Genomic DNA, 16,637 nt, shown 5'->3' with positions numbered 1-16,637 from the left:
GCATCCCGCCCGTGCGGACGACCCCGGTCGCTCCGGCGCCCCCGCCTTCGCCGGTCGGGCCGCCGCAGAGCCGCCCGACGCAGGGCGTGCCCCCGGGTGACACGGCGCCGGCTCCGGGGCAGCTCGACGCGTCGGCGCTGCCGGCCGGCTACCCGCACGACGTGACGCTCGCGCAAGGCGGCAAGGTCGTCGTCATCCACGCCGAAGAGGCCGGCTGCGACCACATTTCCGCGGTCGCCGGCGAGCAGACGGCGCAGCACGTGGTCGTGCGGGTGACGGTGACGAAGGCGCCGCACGGGCAGATGTGCCCGATGCACGTGCGCGAGGTGTCGCTGCCGGTGCCGCTCAGTGAACCGCTCGGCGGTCGCACGCTGGTGCTGCAGCCGGGTCCTTGATCGTGTGCAACCCACCGCGGTACCCGTTCCGTCCTGGGTGCATGAGGTACTTGACGAAGCTGGTCGGCACGGGCTTGATCCTTGCCACGGTCACCGCCTGTGGCAGCCAGGAGACGATGGCCACCCACCCCGGATCCGGAGGCGACTCCGCGGCACCGAGCGGCAGCATCTCGACCTCGCCGTCCGCGGTCCCGAAGCCGCCGGCCAACCCGCCGGGCGTGTCCCGCTTCGACTTCCCGCCCGGCAGCACGCCGGTCCCGGCCTCGCAGGTCGACGCATCGGCCCTGCCGTCCGGCTTCCCGCACCAGGTGAACACCGACAACGGCGGCACGATCCTGAACCTCCGCGCCGAAGAGGGCGGCTGCGGGCACGCGCTCGGCGAGGCGACCGAGCAGACGGCCCAGCACGTGGTCGTGGACCTGAGCGAGACCAAGGCCCAGACCGGTCAGATGTGCACGATGGACCTGCGTTACCCGGTGCTGTCCGTGGCGCTCGCCGCGCCGCTCGGCGAGCGGACGGTGGTGCTGAAGCACTCACCGCCGCGGTGAGGATTTCGTGCTTCCGGCGTCACGCGGCTCGTTCGGGGGGGCCTTCGGGCCCGAGCCGCGCCGGCGCCGGTTCCGGTGGTCACCCGGGTGCCTCTGCCCCCTCGGCACCCGGGTGATCTCCTTTCCCCGCACGGCGTTCGAATCGTCGACGCACCACCCGGCCCCTAGGCTCACCGGCCATGGGTACTCGCCAGGTCTCGCGCACCGTGCTCGTCGCCGCCCGTCCGGAGCAGATCTTCGACCTCCTCGCCGACCCCGCCAACCACCCGCTGATCGACGGTTCCGGCACCGTCCGCGCCGGCCGTGACGGCGGGCCCGCGCGGCTGTCCCTCGGGGCGGCGTTCGGCATGGACATGCGGATGGGCGCGCCGTACCGGATCCGGAACACCGTGGTGGAGTTCGAGGAGAACCGGCTCATCGCGTGGTGCCACTTCATGGGCCACCGCTGGCGCTGGCTGCTCGAGCCGGCGGGCGAGGGGAAGACGTCGGTGACCGAGACGTTCGACTACTCCACCGCGCGTTCACCCGCGGCGCTGCAGCTGCTCGGCTTCCCCAAGCGCAACGCCGACGGCATCGAGAAGACCCTCGCCCGGCTCACGAAGATGTTCCCCGGCTGACCGGGTCGGGGCGTGAGCTGCGCCGCCGTCCGGTGACGGCACGGAAGATTAGTTGTAGCGTGCTAAATGTTAGGGTTCTACAACTAGTTTCGAGGAGTACCGTGCCGGAGCTCAGCCGTCGGCGGCGTCAGATGGTGCTCGGTGTCTGTTGCATGAGCCTGTTCATCGTCGGGCTCGACAACACGATCGTGAACCTGGCGCTGCCCTCCATCCAGCACGACCTGGGCGCGTCCGTCTCGAGTCTGCAGTGGACGATCGACGCCTACACGCTCGTGCTGGCGAGCCTGCTCATGCTGTCGGGGTCGACGGCCGACCGGCTCGGGCGGCGGCGCACCTTCCAGACGGGCCTGGTGCTGTTCGGCCTCGGCTCGCTGCTGTGCGGCGTCGCGCCGAGCGTGGGGCTGCTCATCGCGTTCCGCGCGCTGCAGGCCGTCGGCGGTTCGATGCTCAACCCGGTGGCGATGTCGATCGTCACCAACACGTTCACGGACCCGAAGGAGCGCGGGCGCGCGATCGGCATGTGGGGCGCCACGATGGGGCTGTCCATGGCCGTCGGACCGGTGCTCGGTGGTGCGCTCGTGGGCGCGGCCGGCTGGCGCTCCATCTTCTGGATCAACGTGCCCGTGGTCATCGTCGCCGTCGTGCTCACCGCCGTGTTCGTGCCGGAATCGCGCGCGCCGCGGCCGCGCCGGCTCGACCCGGTGGGCCAGCTGCTCGTGATCGTGTTCCTCGCCGGTCTCACCTACGGCATCATCGAGGGCCGCGACTCCGGCTATGGCTCGCCGCAGATCCTCGTCGCGTTCGCGCTGGCGGTGGTGGCGCTGGCCGTGTTCGTGCCGTACGAACGCCGGCGTGAAGACCCGCTGCTGGAACCGAGGTTCTTCCGCAGCGCCCCGTTCTCCGGCGCCACGCTCACCGCGGTGTCCGGCATCGCGGCTATGGCCGGGTTCCTTTTCCTCAACTCGCTCTACCTGCAGGACACCCGTGGCTACAGCGCGCTGCACGCGGGCTTGCTGACGCTGCCGATGGCCATCATGTGCGCTGTCTGCGCCCCCATCTCGGGCCGGCTCGTGGGCACGCGCGGCGCGCGGTTGCCGCTCGTCGGCGCGGGTATCGGCACGGTCGTCGGCGCGCTGCTGATGGTCGACCTGTCCGCGACCACGCCACTGTGGCTGCTGATGATCGCCTACCTCGTCTTCGGCATCGGGTTCGGCCTGGTCAACGCGCCCATCACGTACGCGGCGGTGTCCGGCATGCCGCGCGCGCAGGCGGGCGTGGCCGCGGCAATCGCGTCGACAAGCCGGCAGGTGGGCACGTCACTGGGGGTCGCGGTGATCGGGGCGGTCGTCACGGCCCGCGTCCACGGCCCGTTCGCCTCCGGTTTGCCGGCCGCCAGCCACGCCGGGTGGTGGATCATCGGCGGGTGCGGTGTGCTGGTGATCGTGCTCGGTTTGGTGACCACCACGCGCTGGGCACACGCGACCGCCCGCCGCGTCGGCCTCGAAGAAGACCACGGCTCCGACCTGGTGCGCGCCTGATGCCGTCCGGTGACGACGACGAGGTGGCGGAGCGCGTCTGGGCCCGCGTGCGCTCGCTCGTGCTCGATCGCCACGAACGCAAGCGTGAGGTCTGCGACGCGCTCGGCATGAGCTTCATCAAGATCAAGGCACTGCGCCGCGTGGCCGCCCGGCCACTCACGATGAGCGAGCTGACCGAGCAGCTCAACACCGACCGCCCGTACACCACGCACGTCGTCGACGAACTGGTCCGGCGCGGGCTCGTCCTGCGCGAACAGCACCCGGAGGACCGGCGCAGCCGCGTCGTCACCGTCACCCCGGCGGGCCACGACGCGGCGGCGCTCGCCAATCGCATCCTGGGCGAGCCGCCGAAGGCGATGCTCGCGATGTCGTCCGAGGACCTGGCCGAGCTGGATCGGCTGACGGAACTGCTGGTCGACTGACGCGAAACCGCCCCGCTCACCTGCCGGCGAGCGGGGCGGAGCCGTGTCAGGACCGGGTCAGCGGAAGCTGATCTGCAGGACCGGTTCGCTGGTGGCCGCGAAGAAGTCGTTGCCCTTGTCGTCGATGACGATGAAGGCGGGGAAGTCCTCGACCTCGATCTTCCAGACCGCTTCCATGCCCAGCTCGGGGTACTCGAGCACGTCGACCTTCTTGATGCAGTCCTTGGCCAGCCGCGCGGCCGGGCCGCCGATCGAGCCGAGATAGAAGCCGCCGTGGTTCTGGCAGGCGGCGGTGACCTGCTTGGAACGGTTGCCCTTCGCCAGCATCACCATCGAGCCGCCCGCGGCCTGGAACTGCTCGACGTAGGAGTCCATGCGCCCGGCCGTCGTGGGGCCGAACGAGCCGGACGGGTAACCGTCGGGAGTTTTCGCCGGACCGGCGTAGTACACCGGGTGGTCCTTGAGGTACTGCGGCATCTCCTCGCCCGCGTCGAGGCGCTCGGCGATCTTCGCGTGCGCGATGTCGCGCGCGACGACCAGCGGCCCGGTGAGCGACAGGCGCGTCTTCACGGGCAGCTGCGAGAGCTGGGCGCGGATCTCGTCCATCGGGCGGTTGAGGTCGACGCTCACGACCTCGTCGGACAGGTCGTCCTCGGTCACGTCGGGCAGGAACCGCGCGGGGTCGCGCTCGAGCTGCTCGATGAACACGCCGTCGGCGGTGATCTTCGCCTTGGCCTGGCGGTCGGCCGAGCACGAGACGGCGATGCCGACCGGGCACGACGCGCCGTGGCGGGGCAGGCGGATCACGCGGACGTCGTGGCAGAAGTACTTGCCGCCGAACTGCGCGCCGATGCCGAACTGGCGCGTCATCTCCAGCACCTGCTGCTCGAGGTCCGGGTCGCGGAACGCGTGGCCCAGCTCGGAGCCCTCCGTCGGCAGCGTGTCGAGGTAGCGCGCCGACGCGAGCTTCGCGACCTTGAGGTTGAACTCGGCCGACATGCCGCCGACGACGATCGCCAGGTGGTAGGGCGGGCACGCCGCGGTGCCGAGGCTGCGCAGCTTCTCGTCCAGGAACCGCGCGAGCCGCTTCGGGTTCAGCACGGCCTTGGTCTCCTGGTACAGGAAGGTCTTGTTCGCGCTCCCGCCGCCCTTGGCCATGAACAGGAACTCGTAGGACGGGTCGCTATCTCCATCCTTGTGGTAGAGCTCGACCTGCGCCGGGAGGTTCGTGCCGGTGTTGCGCTCTTCCCAGAAGTTCAGGGGCGCCATCTGCGAGTAGCGCAGGTTCAGCTGCTGGTAGGCGTCGAACACCCCCTGCGACAGCGCCCGTTCGTCGTCGCCGCCGGTGAGCACGCCTTCGGAGCGCTTGCCGATGACGATGGCCGTACCGGTGTCCTGGCACATCGGCAGCACACCGCCGGCTGAGATAGCCGCGTTGCGCAGCAGGTCCATCGCGACGAACCGGTCGTTGCCGCTCGCCTCGGGGTCGTCGACGATCGCGCGCAGCTGCTGCAGGTGTGACGTGCGCAACAGGTGCTGGATGTCGGTGATGGCCGTGCGCGCGAGCGTCGTCAGCGCGGCGGGCTCGACTTTCAGGAACTTGCGGCCCGCTGCTTCGACGACCTCGACGCCGTCTGCGGTGACGAGCCGGTACTCGGTGGTGGTGTCCTTGCCCAGCGGCAGGACTTCGGTGTGCTGAAACGTGGTGGACGGCACAGCCAGGCTCCTTTGCCCTGATCGGGATCCGCCCACGGTACTCAGCGGCCGCCGGCGCCCCGCACGCCCGCACGGCGACTGTGTCTCACGGCACTGGATCTCACGGCACTGGATCTCACGCGCCCGGCCGGAGTCCGACGATCACGGCTGTTTCATCGGCGTGGTCACTGGGTAGCAAGCAGTGGGCAACAACCCGTTCGGCCGCGTTGACTTATGACCTACGTCACGAGACTGTCGTGGCAGGCGAACGGAACGCCAGGTGTGAGCTTCGCGGTGCGGGTGCCAGCATCCGTTTCCGCTTTCCCCGGGAGGTCGGGTCCGTCGGGGTGGGCCCGGCCTCCCGAACCACTTTTCCCGGTACCGCTACGGCCTTCGCCGATACGCCGAAGGCCCCGCGGACCGGGGGACCACGGGACCTTCGAAGCCGACCTAAGCTCTGCGCCGGATCAGGCCGGCGACCACGCAAGGAGAGTCACGGCCAGGCGATCACCCGCGGCAAGGTGACCACCGCGGGGTCCAAGGGGCCTTCCCCCTGGCGGGGTCTGGGGGTTCAACCCCCCTAAAACACCCTCGCGAATCGGCTGGCGAGCGCTTTCCGCGAGCACGCCTCGCCCTGACCTCCGCTTCAGGAGGCGTAGGCGCGCAGGCGGTCGGCCCGCTCACCCTGGCGGAGCTTCGCCATGACCTCGCGTTCGATTTGGCGCACGCGCTCCCGCGAGAGGCCGAAGTGCTTGCCGATCTGGTCGAGGGTACGGGGCTGACCGTCGTCCAGGCCGTAGCGAAGGCGGATGACGTGCTGTTCGCGGTCGTCCAGCGTCGCGAGGACCCGGCGGAGGTCGTCCTGCAGGAGACCGGAGATCACGGCGCTCTCGGCGTCGGTCGCCTCGGAATCCTCGATGAAGTCGCCCAGCGGCGCGTCTTCCTCGGTGCCCACGGGCATGTCGAGGCTCACCGGGTCGCGGGACTGGTCGAGCAGATCCGAGATCTTGTGCACCGGGATGCCCGACTCCGCGGCCAGCTCTTCGTGCGTCGCGTCACGGCCGAGCTGCTGGTGCAGGTCGCGGCGGATGCGGGCGAGCTTGTTGACCTGCTCCACGAGGTGGACCGGCAGCCGGATGGTGCGACCCTGGTCGGCCATCCCCCTGGTGATGGCCTGGCGGATCCACCAGGTGGCGTAGGTCGAGAACTTGAACCCCTTGGAGTAGTCGAACTTCTCCACCGCGCGGATCAGACCCAGGTTCCCCTCCTGGATCAGGTCGAGCAGCGGCATCCCCCGGCCGGTGTAGCGCTTGGCGAGCGACACCACGAGGCGGAGGTTGGCCTCCAGCAGGTGATTCTTCGCCCGGTGCCCGTCGCGCACCAGCGCGGTGAGCTCGGTGCGGCGCTTGGACGTGAGGCCCTCGCCGGTGTCGAGCATGTGCTGCGCGAAGACCCCCGCCTCGATGCGCTTGGCCAGCTCGACCTCGTCGGCCGCGGTGAGCAGCGCGGTCTTGCCGATGCCGTTCAGGTACACGCGCACCAGGTCGGCAGCCGGGCTCTGGGCGTCGAGATCGGCGTCCGTGGGCGTCCCCACACCCACGGGCTCCTCGTTCTGCTGTTCTGGAATCCCACGCTCGCGAATCCCGCGCGCTTCGCGTTCGAGAGTCTGGACTGACATTCTCTGCCTCCCCGGTCACGGGCTGAACGTGTCTCGCCGGAGCTGCGCCTGGAGCACGGGCCCTGTGGAAAACCCGTACCTTCGGCCCAGCGGGCTTAGCTGGACACTTGTGTCAACGCACCGGGTTTCCAAAACGTTCCCGGCTCGCTGAATGGAAGACGGGCGGACTCGCTGCGCGGTTGCTCCACCAAAACTGAGCTTTTGCTGAGAAGCGCGTCACTGCGGGAATAATCATGAGAATTCCATGAGAACCCGCTCATCGGTTGAACCACTTCGAGCGCGGATCCGTTCCCGGGCCAGGGAAGTACTGGTCTAAACCTCTACGAGAACCGTGAACGGACCGTCGTTCACGCTCTCCACCGCCATCATCGCGCCGAAGCGCCCCGTGGCCACGGTCGCGCCCCGGTCGCGCAGGTCTTGAACCACGGCGTCCACCAGGGGCTCGGCCACCTCCGGCCGCGCCGCCGCGGTGAACGACGGACGCCGGCCCTTGCGCGTGTCGCCGTAGAGCGTGAACTGCGACACCACGAGCAGGGGAGCACCGGCCGTCGCGCACGACTGCTCGTCGCGCAGCAAGCGCAGTTCGTGGAGCTTGCGCGCCATCGTCGCGGCCTTCGCCCGGTCGTCGCCGGCGTGAATTCCCAACAGCACCAACAGTCCCGGCTCTTCGATGGCGCCCGTCACGTCGCCGTCGACCGTCACCTTCGCCCGGGTGACGCGGGCCGCGACGGCCCTCACCGGCCGGCCGGCACGAGCATGCCGTGGCGCACGAGCTCGCGGACGATCGGCAGCGCCGACGCCGCCAGCTCCGTCGGGTCCAGGCCCTGGGCGGCGGCCAGCAGCTCGATGAGGTCCTCCAGCGGCAGCAGGCCCCGGCAGCCCGCGAGCAGCCGCTCGGCGAGTTCGTCGACCTCGTGCTGCCACCCCGGTCCGTCCGTGCGGTGCAGGCGCCGAACGGTGGTCTCCCAGCCCTCGTCGCCGGGGGAGTCGACGCGTTCCAGCAGCACGGTGTCCGGCACGCGGAACGCGACGTCCAGCAGGTCGTCACCGTGCGCGCGCAGCCACTCGACTCGGTCGAGCCAGTTCGCCGCCTCCGGGCCGAGCGGGTCGTCGTAGGCCTGGCGCAGGTCCTCGCACACGACGGTGGGCGTCCGGCCGGCCGCGCGGCGCAGCGTGACGAAGCCGAAGCCGATGCCCTGCACGTCGTTCTCGGCGAACCAGTCGAGCCATGCGGCCGCCTTCACGCGGCCCTCGGGCGAGCGCGGGTCGATGCCCTCGTCGCGCAACCACGTGCCCACGTACAGCGCGGGATCGGCGACGTCGCGCTGCACGAACCACGCGTCCGTCTCGGCCGGCAGCCACCGCGCCACCCGATCGGCCCAGTCCTCGCCGTCCTTGTGCAGCCAGGACGCGAGCACCTGCCCGACGCCGCTGTCGGTCAGGAACCCGGGCAGCTGGCGCACGACGAGCGCGCTGGCGTCGTCGCCGGCCAGGCCGGAGTCGCGGTAGGTGTAGTCCACGCGCGGCGGGCCCACCACGAACGGCGGGTTGCACACGACCTGGTCGAAGCGCCGCCGCGCGACCGGCGCGAACCACTCGCCGCGCACCAGTTCCACGTCGAGTTCGTTGAGCCGGAACGTGCCCGCGGCCAGCGCCAGCGCCCGGGCCGAGACGTCTGTGGCGGTCACGCGCCGCGCGTGCCGGGTCGCGTGCAGGGCCTGCACGCCGTTGCCCGTGCCGACGTCCAGCAGCGACCCGACCGGCCGCCGGCTGGTGGCGCGGATGAGGCTGAGCGACGCGTGCCCGACGCCGAGCACGTGGTCCTCGGGCACGACGTGACCCAGCATGTCGGCGTCGAGGTCCGACACGACCCACCACGAGCCTTGTTCGTCGCCGTGGGGGCGGATGTCGAGGGCGGCCTTGAACCCGTCGTCACCGTCGGCGTCGAGGATCCCCGCGGCGACGGCGCCCTCGGGGGACAAAGGGGCGAAAGCGGATTTTACGGACTTTTCCGGCTCCGTGAGACCGAGCAGGAACAGCCGCACCAGCACACCGAGGTCGCCCGCGTCGAGGCTCGCGCGCCGGGCGGGCTCGGGCTCGCCGCGGCCGAGCGCCGCGTGGGCCGCGCCGCCGAGGGCGGCCACCACTCCGTCGGCGTCGTACGCAGCGCGCCGGAAGGCTTCGCGCAGCCGCGCGCAGACGTCGTCGGACAGGTCGGGCAGAGGCGGGTTCGTGCTCACGGTGGGTAAGCCTGCCACGATGGCCGTCGTGACCATCGAACGTGTCCTCGCTCCGCTCGCCGCCGCCCTGCCGGGGCTGGAGGCGCTCTACGTCGATCTCCACCGCCACCCCGAGCTGGCGTTCGCCGAGACCCGGACCGCGGCCGAGCTCGCGCGCCGGCTGGAGGCCGACGGCTACGAGGTGCACACCGGCGTCGGCCGCACCGGCGTGGTCGGCGTGCTCCACAACGGCGAGGGGCCCACGGTCATGCTCCGCGCCGACATCGATGCGCTGCCGGTCGAGGAGAAGACCGGCCTGCCGTACGCGAGCACCGCCCGCGGCGTCGACGCCGCAGGCAACGACGTGCCCGTGATGCACGCCTGCGGCCACGACATGCACGCCACCTGGCTCTCGGGTGCCGCGAGCCTGCTCAGTGCCGCCCGCGACGCCTGGGCCGGCACGCTCGTCGTGGTGTTCCAGCCCGGCGAGGAAGCCGCCGGCGGCGCGGCGGGCATGGTCGCCGACGGGATGTTCGACCTCGCGGGCCGTCCCGACGTGGTCTTCGGCCAGCACCTCGCGCCCGGACCGGCCGGCTGGGTGCTCACCCGGCCCGGGGTCGTCATGGCGGCGAGCGACACCATGCGGATCACGCTCCACGGGCGCGGCGGCCACAGCTCGCGCCCCGAGACCACCGTCGACCCGGCGGTGATGGCCGCATCGGTGGTGCTGAAGCTGCAGACAGTGGTCTCCCGCGGGGTCGCGGCCACCGATCCGGCCGTGGTGACGGTCGGGTCGCTGCACGTGGGTTCGGTCGCCAACGTGATCGCCGACGACGCCGTGCTGGAGGTCAACACGCGCGCGTTCGACGGCGCGGTGCTGCTGCGGCTGCGCGAAGCGATCGAGCGGATCGTGAACGCGGAGGCCGAAGCCGCTGGAGCGCCGAAACCGCCGACGATCGAGCTGCTCAGCTCCTACCCGGTCACCTTCAACGACGAGCAGACGGCCGACCGGCTCACCGACGTGTTCCGCGGCCACTTCGGCCAGGAGCGGGTGATGCCGGCCCCGCTGGTCACCGGCAGCGAGGACTTCGGCGAGTTCGGCTCCGCCGCCGGCGTGCCCTCGGTGTTCTGGCTCGTCGGCGGCCTCGACGCGCACGAGGTGATCACCGCGATGACCGAAGGGCGCTTCGAGCGCGACATCCCGTCGAACCACTCGCCGCGCTTCGCGCCGGTCCTGGACCCGACGCTGCGCGCGGGCGTGGAGACGCTGGTCGTCGCCGCGTTGTCCCGGTTGTCCCACCCGGGTGTCGGATGACGGCCCGGAGTGGGAGCATGGGGAGTGGAGGTGGTGCTGTGAACGAGCCCGCCCGCGGATCCGATTCCCGCCCGGCCCCGGTGCTCATCACCGAGGCGGAGCCGTCCTACGACGATCAGCTCGCCGCGCGGAAGAAGAAGTACATCATCATGATGGTGTGCCGCATCCCGTGCCTCATCCTGGCCGGGCTGACCTACCACACGTGGTGGCTGGCGGTCACGTTCCTGGTGATCTCGGTGCCCCTGCCGTGGATCGCCGTCCTCATCGCCAACGACCGCCCACCGCGCAAGTCGAAGCACGTCAACCGTTATGAGCGGGAGGCGAAGCAGATCGAGCAGCGCGACCACCGGGTGATCGACGGCTAGCTCCGCCACCCGGCGACCACCCACCCAACGCAACGCACGGCCACCTACGCAGCGCAACGCAACTACGCAATGAGGATGCGCCCAGCCCCTGCCCGGCACCTCGATCCGAAGCTTCAACACGGCCGCCGACCCCGTGTCAAGCCACGCTTTCCCGCCTTGACACGGGGTCAGCGGCCGTAGTCACACTCGAGTTTCGGGGTGCCTACGCCACGTGACACGCCCTGCGAGGCCCCTGAAAACCCGGGGAATTCACGGCTGGGGGCCGAGGCGGCCGACTGCGAGTGCCCCGAGCCGCGTGCCGGCGCGTAGGACGTCCACAGTGGACTTGCCGGCCAGCCACGTGGTGAGGACGCCGGCGTCGAAGGCGTCGCCCGCGCCGGTCGAGTCCACGCACTCGGCCTCGACGGCGGGCACCGTCGTCACCCCCTGGGCGTCGACCCAGCTCGCGCCGCCGAGCCCGGCCGTCACCACCACCGCACCGACGAACCCGAGCAGCTCCTTCGCGCTCGCCGGATCCGCGGAGCCGGTGAGCGCCACCAGTTCCTCCGTGTTCGGCATCAGCAGATCGGTCCCGCACACGTCCTCCAGGAACGCGGCCGGATCGTGGATGTGCGCGGCGGCCTGCGGGTCCACCGAGGTGGTGAGGCCGGCCTCCTTCGCCAGTGCCAAAGCCGCCAGGCCGGCGGGCCGCGACGAGGGATCCAGCAGTACGTAACCCGACAAGTGCAGGTGCCGGGCCCCGGCCAACGACTCGGCCGTGATGTCTTCAGGCGCGAACCGCTGGTTCGCGCCGCGGTCCGCCAGCATGCTGCGCTGGCCGTCGCCGTCGACGATCACCACCACGCAGCACGTCGGCGCCTGCGGGTCCACGGCGAACGCGCACCGCACCCCCGCCGCCTCCAGTTCGGCCTTGATCAGCCGCCCGCCGGAGTCGTCGCCGATGCGGGCGACGAGCGTCGTGTCGGCGCCCAGGGACCGCAGCCACAGCGCCGTGTTGGCGCCCGCCCCGCCTCCGGTGAACCGGATCTTCGCGCGGGCATCACCCCCGTGGGGGAGCGGTTCGTCGTGCCGCGCCACCACGTCGAGGCCGGCGTCGCCGACCACCACGAACCCGGTCACGACCGGACCGCCAGCGCCGCCGCGACCTCGGCCGCGAGCTTCGCGTTGTCGAGCACCAGCGCCTCGTTGGCGTCGATGCTCGCGCCGGCGCTCGCGGTGTGGAAGTGCTCCAGCAGCACCGGCGTCACGTCCCGGCCCTGGACGCCGTCTTCGTGCAGCTTCGCGAGCCCGCCGGCCAGCAGCCGGTCGTGCAGCTCACGGTCCATTTCGGACTCTTCGGGGATCGGGTTCGCCAGCAACACACCGGAATCCGAGTACGCGCGGTGCGCGGTGATCACCGCAGCGGCTTTCTTGGCGTCGTCCACGCGCCAGCCGACGGGGTGGCCGGACGAACGGAGGTAGAACGCCGGGAACTCGTCGGTGCGGTAGCCGAGCACCGGCACCGAGCTGGTCTCGAGCACCTCGAGCGTCGCGGCGATGTCGAGCACGGACTTCACGCCCGAGCAGACCACCACCGTCGGCACCTTCGCGAGCACGCCGAGGTCGGCCGAGACGTCCCAGGTCTGCGCCGCCCCGAGGTGCACCCCACCGAGCCCGCCGGTGGCGAACACGCCGATCCCGGCCGCGGCGGCGAGCGCCGAGGTGCCCGCCACGGTCGTCGCACCCGAGCGGCCCAGGCCCACGGCCGGACCGAGGTCGCGCAGCGACAGCTTGTCCAGTCCGGCGCCGGGCTCGCACACGCGCTCCAGCTCGGGGGCCGCCAGGCCGATCACGGGCCGTCCGTCGAGCACGGCGATCGTGGCCGGCACGGCGCCGCCGTCGCGCACGACCTGTTCGAGCCGGCGGGCGACGTCGAGGTTGCGCGGGTGGGGCAGCCCGTGCGCCAGGATGGTGCTCTCGAGGGCGACGACGGGGTGGCCGTCACGCACCGCCGAGGCGACTTCCTCGTGGACGAAGAGTTGAGTGGTCACGAACGAACATCATCGGCGATCGCCGGGGTTCGCGCGCCAGCGGGTCAGCTCGGCCGCGAGGTTGGCGCGCGCGGCGGTTTCCCAGCGTGCGCGCGCGGTTCCGCTGCGGTACAGCACCGGCCGGGCCAGCAGGTTCGCCAGCACGGCCGTCCGGCCTGCTGCCCAGGTCTCGTCGTCGTACTTCGCGTACTCACGCCGGACGGCGGCTGCGTAGCCCGCGTACGACGACGGGTCGGCGCCGAGGATCGCGTGGTCGGCGTCGAGCAGGGCGGTACCCGCGTCGTCGCCCTCCGGGGCTTCGTGCGCCGCGGTGGCGAGGACGGGCGTCTCGGCGCGGGCGACGTGGGGTTCGGCGACGCCCGCCCGGATCAGCCACTGCCGTAGCCACCGGGCGCTACGGCGTTCGTCTTCGCCGGGCGCCGCGTTGTAGACCACGTCGTGGGCCCACGCCGCAAGGGCGATCGCCGCGCGTTCGGAGACGGGCAAGCCCGCCGCCAGAGCCGCACTGTCGCGCGCGACAGCCGCCGCGTGACTGAGGTCGTGGTAGTGCCGGTGCGGTTCGCCGTAGCGCGCTTCCAGGTCGGTCTGCGCTTCGCGAGCGGCGCGGGCGTCGACGCCGACCCGGGCCACGGCGTCGGCCCAGGCGGTCACGAGGGAAACTCCCAACGGGTCGGCGACGTCGTGAAGTCCTTCTCCCGCAAGGCGAACACCGTCTCCGGCCGCACCCGCACCGACGCGCTGACGGCCGGGTCGAGGAACTCGATGCCGGCGGAGGTCTCGTACTTCGCGTTCATCGCGTCGAGGAAGCCCTGGATCACGCCGAGGTCCGTGACGAGTTCGGCGGGCCCGCGCAGCACCACGGGTTCGAGCGGATCCTCCGTCGCGACGGACACCGCCGAGCCGGCGGCGACGTTGCGCGCCTTCGCCGACCGAAGCGACGAGGAGAACCACAGCACCTCGCCGGTCCACACCGCCCACACGGGCATGAGGTGCGGCTGGCCGGCGGGCGTCACGGTGGCGACCCAGTAGTCGTGCGAGGTGCGCAGCCGCTCTTCGGCCCACTCCCATGGCAGCAACCCGGCCGCCGCGGGCGCGATGCCGTACCCCGGCATGTGCGGTCTGGCGGCGATCGGTCCGTCCACGGCGCCTCCCCGGCTCGGGTTCCGAAGATAGCCTCGCGGCCGGTGATTCCGGCACCCCCGGCGCTGAGGCATGATGGAGGCGTGAGCACCGAGACGCTGACGAAACCGCAGACCGACAGCACCGAGTCGACCGACGACGACTCGCCGAAGATGTTCCACTACGTGCGCAAGAACAAGATCGCCGAGAGCGCAGTCATGGGCACGCACGTGGTGGCGCTGTGCGGCGAGGTCTTCCCGGTCACGAAGTCGCCCAAGCCGGGTTCCCCGGTCTGCCCCGCCTGCAAGGAGATCTACGACGGTCTCCGCCCGGGCGGAGACGAGTAAGCCCTGACGCCCCGGGCGCGGCCGCGCAGGCCCCGCCCGGTGCGCGACGGCCTGCCCTCGAGTCGGGGCCGCGAGGCACGCTAGGGCAGACAAACACGAAGCTGTTTCACCCGGTGGCTGTGCGGCCGGGGAAGAACCGGTAGATCTGCGAACCCGCCAGTCCTTCCCGCAGGGAGACCGCACATTCGCTGAACCAGGCTCGTCCTCGCCCTCGTCGTGGTGCTCGCCGCCGCCCTGCCGGGCCTCGCCGCGGCGGTCACGGGCTGGACCGCCGTCGGGTCCGACCGCGCCCGTCCCCTCGACGAGAGCCAGGGCCTCGCGACGATCGTGCGCCCGTCAGGCGCCACCATCTGCTACACCGGGGTCGCCACGGTGGACCCCGGTCAGGCCGCGCAGGGCCGGAACCGCGTCGGCGACCCGGGCGCGGCCCAGGGCTGGTACGTGGAGTCCTACCGGCGCGACGACCGCGGCGCGAAGCTCTTCCGCGTGCAAGCGCCCGACGGCACGCAGACCGACTACCGGCTCGCGCTGGAGCCGGGCGAGGCGAGCAACAACTCCTTCGCCGCGGTCTCGCCCGACGCACGCCGGCTGGTGGCCGGCGAGTGGGGCACGATGAACCGCCTGCTCGTGCACCCCATGCCGGACGCCGCCTTCACCGATCCCGCGCAGAACCTGCCCTACGCCTCCGCCATCCGCCTCGACCACCAGGTCCGCGACGTGCAGGGCTGCGACTTCCTCACGGCCACCCGGCTGATGTGCGCCTCCGACGACCCCGACGGCAGCCTCTTCGGCACCACCAAACCACTCCTTCAGATCGACCTCGACGGGCCGTTGTCCGGCTCCGACGTGACCGGCCACGTGACGTCGCTGGGCCGGCTCCCGCTGCAGAGCCGGGAACTTCGAGGTCGAGGCGAGTGCGACAGCACCCTGCGCGTGATCGTGATGTCGCCGGGCGCCTGCATCGCCTTCGACGGCAAAACCTGGCGCTACCAGCAGCGGTAGCGGTCAGGGCAGCTTGCGCACGGCGTCGTGGCCGGAATGGCCGGAGTGGCCGGGCTCGGCGTCCTCGTCCGGCCCGCCACCGGCGTCGCCGGACTCGTCGTCGTGCCCCGGCTTCTCGTCTTCCTGGCGTTTGGGCCGCCGCAACGGGATCGTGCTGCGGTCCCACAGCTTGCGGCCCTCGTCGGCGCGCATCCGCTCGCCGGCACGCTCCATCTCGAGCCTGCGCCACTTGCGGCGCTGGCGCCGGGTCGCCTTGGCGGGCCACAGTTCCTGGATGGCGCTGTTGAAGTAGGCGCCGCCGACGACGGCCAGGCCGATGAAGAACATCAGCAGCAGGAACGCGATCGGCGCGGCGAGCGCGCCGTAGGTGTAACCGGTTTTGGTGATCCAGTTGAGGTAGATGCGCAACCCGACGCTGGAAACCAGGAACAGCAGACCCGCGAGCACCGCACCCGGCAGGCCGCGGTGCCACGGCAGCCGCCGCGGCAGCGCCAGCTTGTACAGCGTGGTCAGCGCCAGCACGATCATCACGCCCAGCACCGGGAAGTAGAGCGACCCCACCCACGCCGACACGTTGTCGCGCCACGCCACGGGGAAGAACTCCGGCAGCAGGTCCGGCCCGATCGCCAGCAGCGGCAGGCCGACGACGAGGATGATCAGCGCGCACAGGTACAGCAGCAGCGCGAAGATCCGCTGCCACACCTCGTTGCGCACGCCGTACTGGTCGTGGGCGACGGTGATCGCGTCGACGAACGACGACATCGCCGACGAACCCGCCCACAGCGAGATGAGGAAGCCCACCGACACGATCTCGCCCTTGCCGACCGTGAGGATGCTGTTGACCGTCGGCTCGATGATCTCGTTCACCGCGTTGGTGCTGAAGATGGTGCGGCAGAACGTGATGATGCGGTCGTGCACGGCCGCGACCACCCCCTGGCCGAACCACTCGCCGACGAAGCCGAGGCTGCCCAGCAGCCCGAGCAGCAGCGGCGGGAGCGAGAGCGTCTGCCAGAACGCGGCTTCGGCGGCCTCGGAGAAGATGTTGCCGTCCCAGGCCTTGGCGAGCGTGCGCGTGATGAGACGCCACGGCCCCTTGCGAGCCGTCTTCGCAGCCGTCGCCGCTCCGGCGTCCGGTCTCACCTCACCCATGGTGGGTCCCAGCATGGTCCATGTCCCGGGATTTGGCTCGTCGCGGGTCCCTCACGGGGGCGGGCCGGGGGACACCACCCGTGGCGGTGCCGGGTGCGCGCGGACCCGGAAGGTAAGCTCCCGGAAGTGCCCTCACCGCAGTCGCCGGCGTCGAAGCCGGTGCCACAGTGGGGGTTTTCGCACGTCACGGCCGCGTCC

At 71.3% G+C, this 16,637-nt stretch carries 18 protein-coding genes; 9 read left to right on the top strand and 9 right to left on the bottom strand.

The genetic code is table 11. The features are described from left to right. The first annotated feature begins 11 nt into the window (after positions 1-11). The 5 genes from I6J71_RS32165 (at position 12) to I6J71_RS32145 (ending at position 3,520) form a co-directional block, all read left to right on the top strand. A complete protein-coding gene (locus I6J71_RS32165; RefSeq protein WP_239154045.1) occupies positions 12-395 on the top strand; it encodes a hypothetical protein in 384 nt (127 codons plus the stop codon). Between the two features lie 41 nt (positions 396-436). After that, a complete protein-coding gene (locus I6J71_RS32160) occupies positions 437-943 on the top strand; it encodes a hypothetical protein (RefSeq protein ID WP_239154044.1) in 507 nt (168 codons plus the stop codon). 179 nt (positions 944-1,122) lie between these two features. After that, entirely contained in the window at positions 1,123-1,560 is a 438-nt protein-coding gene (locus I6J71_RS32155; protein ID WP_204090285.1) for an SRPBCC family protein, read from the top strand. 152 nt (positions 1,561-1,712) lie between these two features. Beyond that, entirely contained in the window at positions 1,713-3,098 is a 1,386-nt protein-coding gene (locus I6J71_RS32150; RefSeq protein WP_239154043.1) for an MFS transporter, read from the top strand. Beyond that, positions 3,098-3,520: a MarR family winged helix-turn-helix transcriptional regulator gene (locus tag I6J71_RS32145; RefSeq protein ID WP_204090284.1), complete on the top strand. Its 423-nt coding sequence runs from the start codon at positions 3,098-3,100 to the stop codon at positions 3,518-3,520. The genes I6J71_RS32150 and I6J71_RS32145 overlap by 1 nt, the downstream gene beginning before the upstream one ends. Before the next feature lie 57 nt (positions 3,521-3,577). Here the strand turns inward: I6J71_RS32145 and I6J71_RS32140 are convergent, their stop codons facing one another. The 4 genes from I6J71_RS32140 to I6J71_RS32125 all read right to left on the bottom strand — a co-directional run bounded on the left by I6J71_RS32140 (position 3,578) and on the right by I6J71_RS32125 (position 9,133). Further along, positions 3,578-5,236 (bottom strand): fumarate hydratase, encoded by a 1,659-nt coding sequence (locus tag I6J71_RS32140; RefSeq protein ID WP_204090283.1) that lies wholly within the window; start codon positions 5,234-5,236, stop codon positions 3,578-3,580. A 625-nt stretch (positions 5,237-5,861) separates the two neighbouring features. Further along, complete coding sequence (locus I6J71_RS32135) at positions 5,862-6,893, bottom strand: sigma-70 family RNA polymerase sigma factor (RefSeq protein ID WP_239154042.1); 1,032 nt, start codon at positions 6,891-6,893, stop codon at positions 5,862-5,864. A 312-nt stretch (positions 6,894-7,205) separates the two neighbouring features. Next, entirely contained in the window at positions 7,206-7,631 is a 426-nt protein-coding gene (dtd, locus tag I6J71_RS32130; protein ID WP_204090282.1) for a D-aminoacyl-tRNA deacylase, read from the bottom strand. Continuing rightward, positions 7,628-9,133 (bottom strand): methyltransferase, encoded by a 1,506-nt coding sequence (locus I6J71_RS32125; RefSeq protein WP_239154041.1) that lies wholly within the window; start codon positions 9,131-9,133, stop codon positions 7,628-7,630. Before I6J71_RS32125 ends, dtd begins: the two co-directional genes overlap by 4 nt. A 28-nt stretch (positions 9,134-9,161) precedes the next feature. Between I6J71_RS32125 and I6J71_RS32120 the strand changes: the two genes are divergently transcribed. Both I6J71_RS32120 and I6J71_RS32115 read left to right on the top strand, forming a co-directional pair. Further along, positions 9,162-10,427 carry an amidohydrolase gene (locus I6J71_RS32120; protein WP_204090280.1) on the top strand — a complete coding sequence of 422 codons (1,266 nt, stop codon included), beginning with the start codon at positions 9,162-9,164 and terminating at the stop codon, positions 10,425-10,427. A 38-nt stretch (positions 10,428-10,465) separates the two neighbouring features. Further along, complete coding sequence (locus tag I6J71_RS32115; RefSeq protein ID WP_370542000.1) at positions 10,466-10,792, top strand: DUF3099 domain-containing protein; 327 nt, start codon at positions 10,466-10,468, stop codon at positions 10,790-10,792. 249 nt (positions 10,793-11,041) lie between these two features. Here the strand turns inward: I6J71_RS32115 and I6J71_RS32110 are convergent, their stop codons facing one another. From I6J71_RS32110 to I6J71_RS32095, 4 genes are read right to left on the bottom strand one after another with little or no spacing between them, the layout of a single operon-like run. Further along, positions 11,042-11,911 (bottom strand): carbohydrate kinase family protein, encoded by an 870-nt coding sequence (locus I6J71_RS32110; RefSeq protein WP_204090278.1) that lies wholly within the window; start codon positions 11,909-11,911, stop codon positions 11,042-11,044. After that, positions 11,908-12,822, bottom strand: a complete 915-nt coding sequence (locus I6J71_RS32105) for a pseudouridine-5'-phosphate glycosidase (protein WP_204090277.1) — start codon at positions 12,820-12,822, stop codon at positions 11,908-11,910. The genes I6J71_RS32110 and I6J71_RS32105 overlap by 4 nt, the downstream gene beginning before the upstream one ends. Before the next feature lie 9 nt (positions 12,823-12,831). Continuing rightward, positions 12,832-13,473 carry a hypothetical protein gene (locus I6J71_RS32100; protein ID WP_239154040.1) on the bottom strand — a complete coding sequence of 214 codons (642 nt, stop codon included), beginning with the start codon at positions 13,471-13,473 and terminating at the stop codon, positions 12,832-12,834. Beyond that, positions 13,470-13,964, bottom strand: coding sequence for a pyridoxamine 5'-phosphate oxidase family protein (locus I6J71_RS32095; protein WP_204090276.1), 495 nt, complete (start codon positions 13,962-13,964; stop codon positions 13,470-13,472). Before I6J71_RS32095 ends, I6J71_RS32100 begins: the two co-directional genes overlap by 4 nt. A gap of 81 nt (positions 13,965-14,045) precedes the next feature. Between I6J71_RS32095 and I6J71_RS32090 the strand changes: the two genes are divergently transcribed. Further along, positions 14,046-14,288: a DUF3039 domain-containing protein gene (locus I6J71_RS32090; RefSeq protein ID WP_204090275.1), complete on the top strand. Its 243-nt coding sequence runs from the start codon at positions 14,046-14,048 to the stop codon at positions 14,286-14,288. 219 nt (positions 14,289-14,507) lie between these two features. Continuing rightward, on the top strand, positions 14,508-15,290 hold the full coding sequence (locus I6J71_RS32085; RefSeq protein ID WP_239154039.1) for a hypothetical protein: 783 nt from the start codon (positions 14,508-14,510) through the stop codon (positions 15,288-15,290). Positions 15,291-15,293: 3 nt separating this feature from the next. Here the strand turns inward: I6J71_RS32085 and I6J71_RS32080 are convergent, their stop codons facing one another. Beyond that, positions 15,294-16,439, bottom strand: coding sequence for a YihY/virulence factor BrkB family protein (locus I6J71_RS32080; RefSeq protein ID WP_204090273.1), 1,146 nt, complete (start codon positions 16,437-16,439; stop codon positions 15,294-15,296). Positions 16,440-16,637 lie beyond the last annotated feature (198 nt).

It is taken from the genome of Amycolatopsis sp. FDAARGOS 1241 (assembly GCF_016889705.1).
Classification (GTDB): domain Bacteria; phylum Actinomycetota; class Actinomycetes; order Mycobacteriales; family Pseudonocardiaceae; genus Amycolatopsis.
The sequence above is the reverse complement of the archived record's forward strand: the minus strand, read 5'-3'. Positions and strand labels throughout refer to the sequence as shown.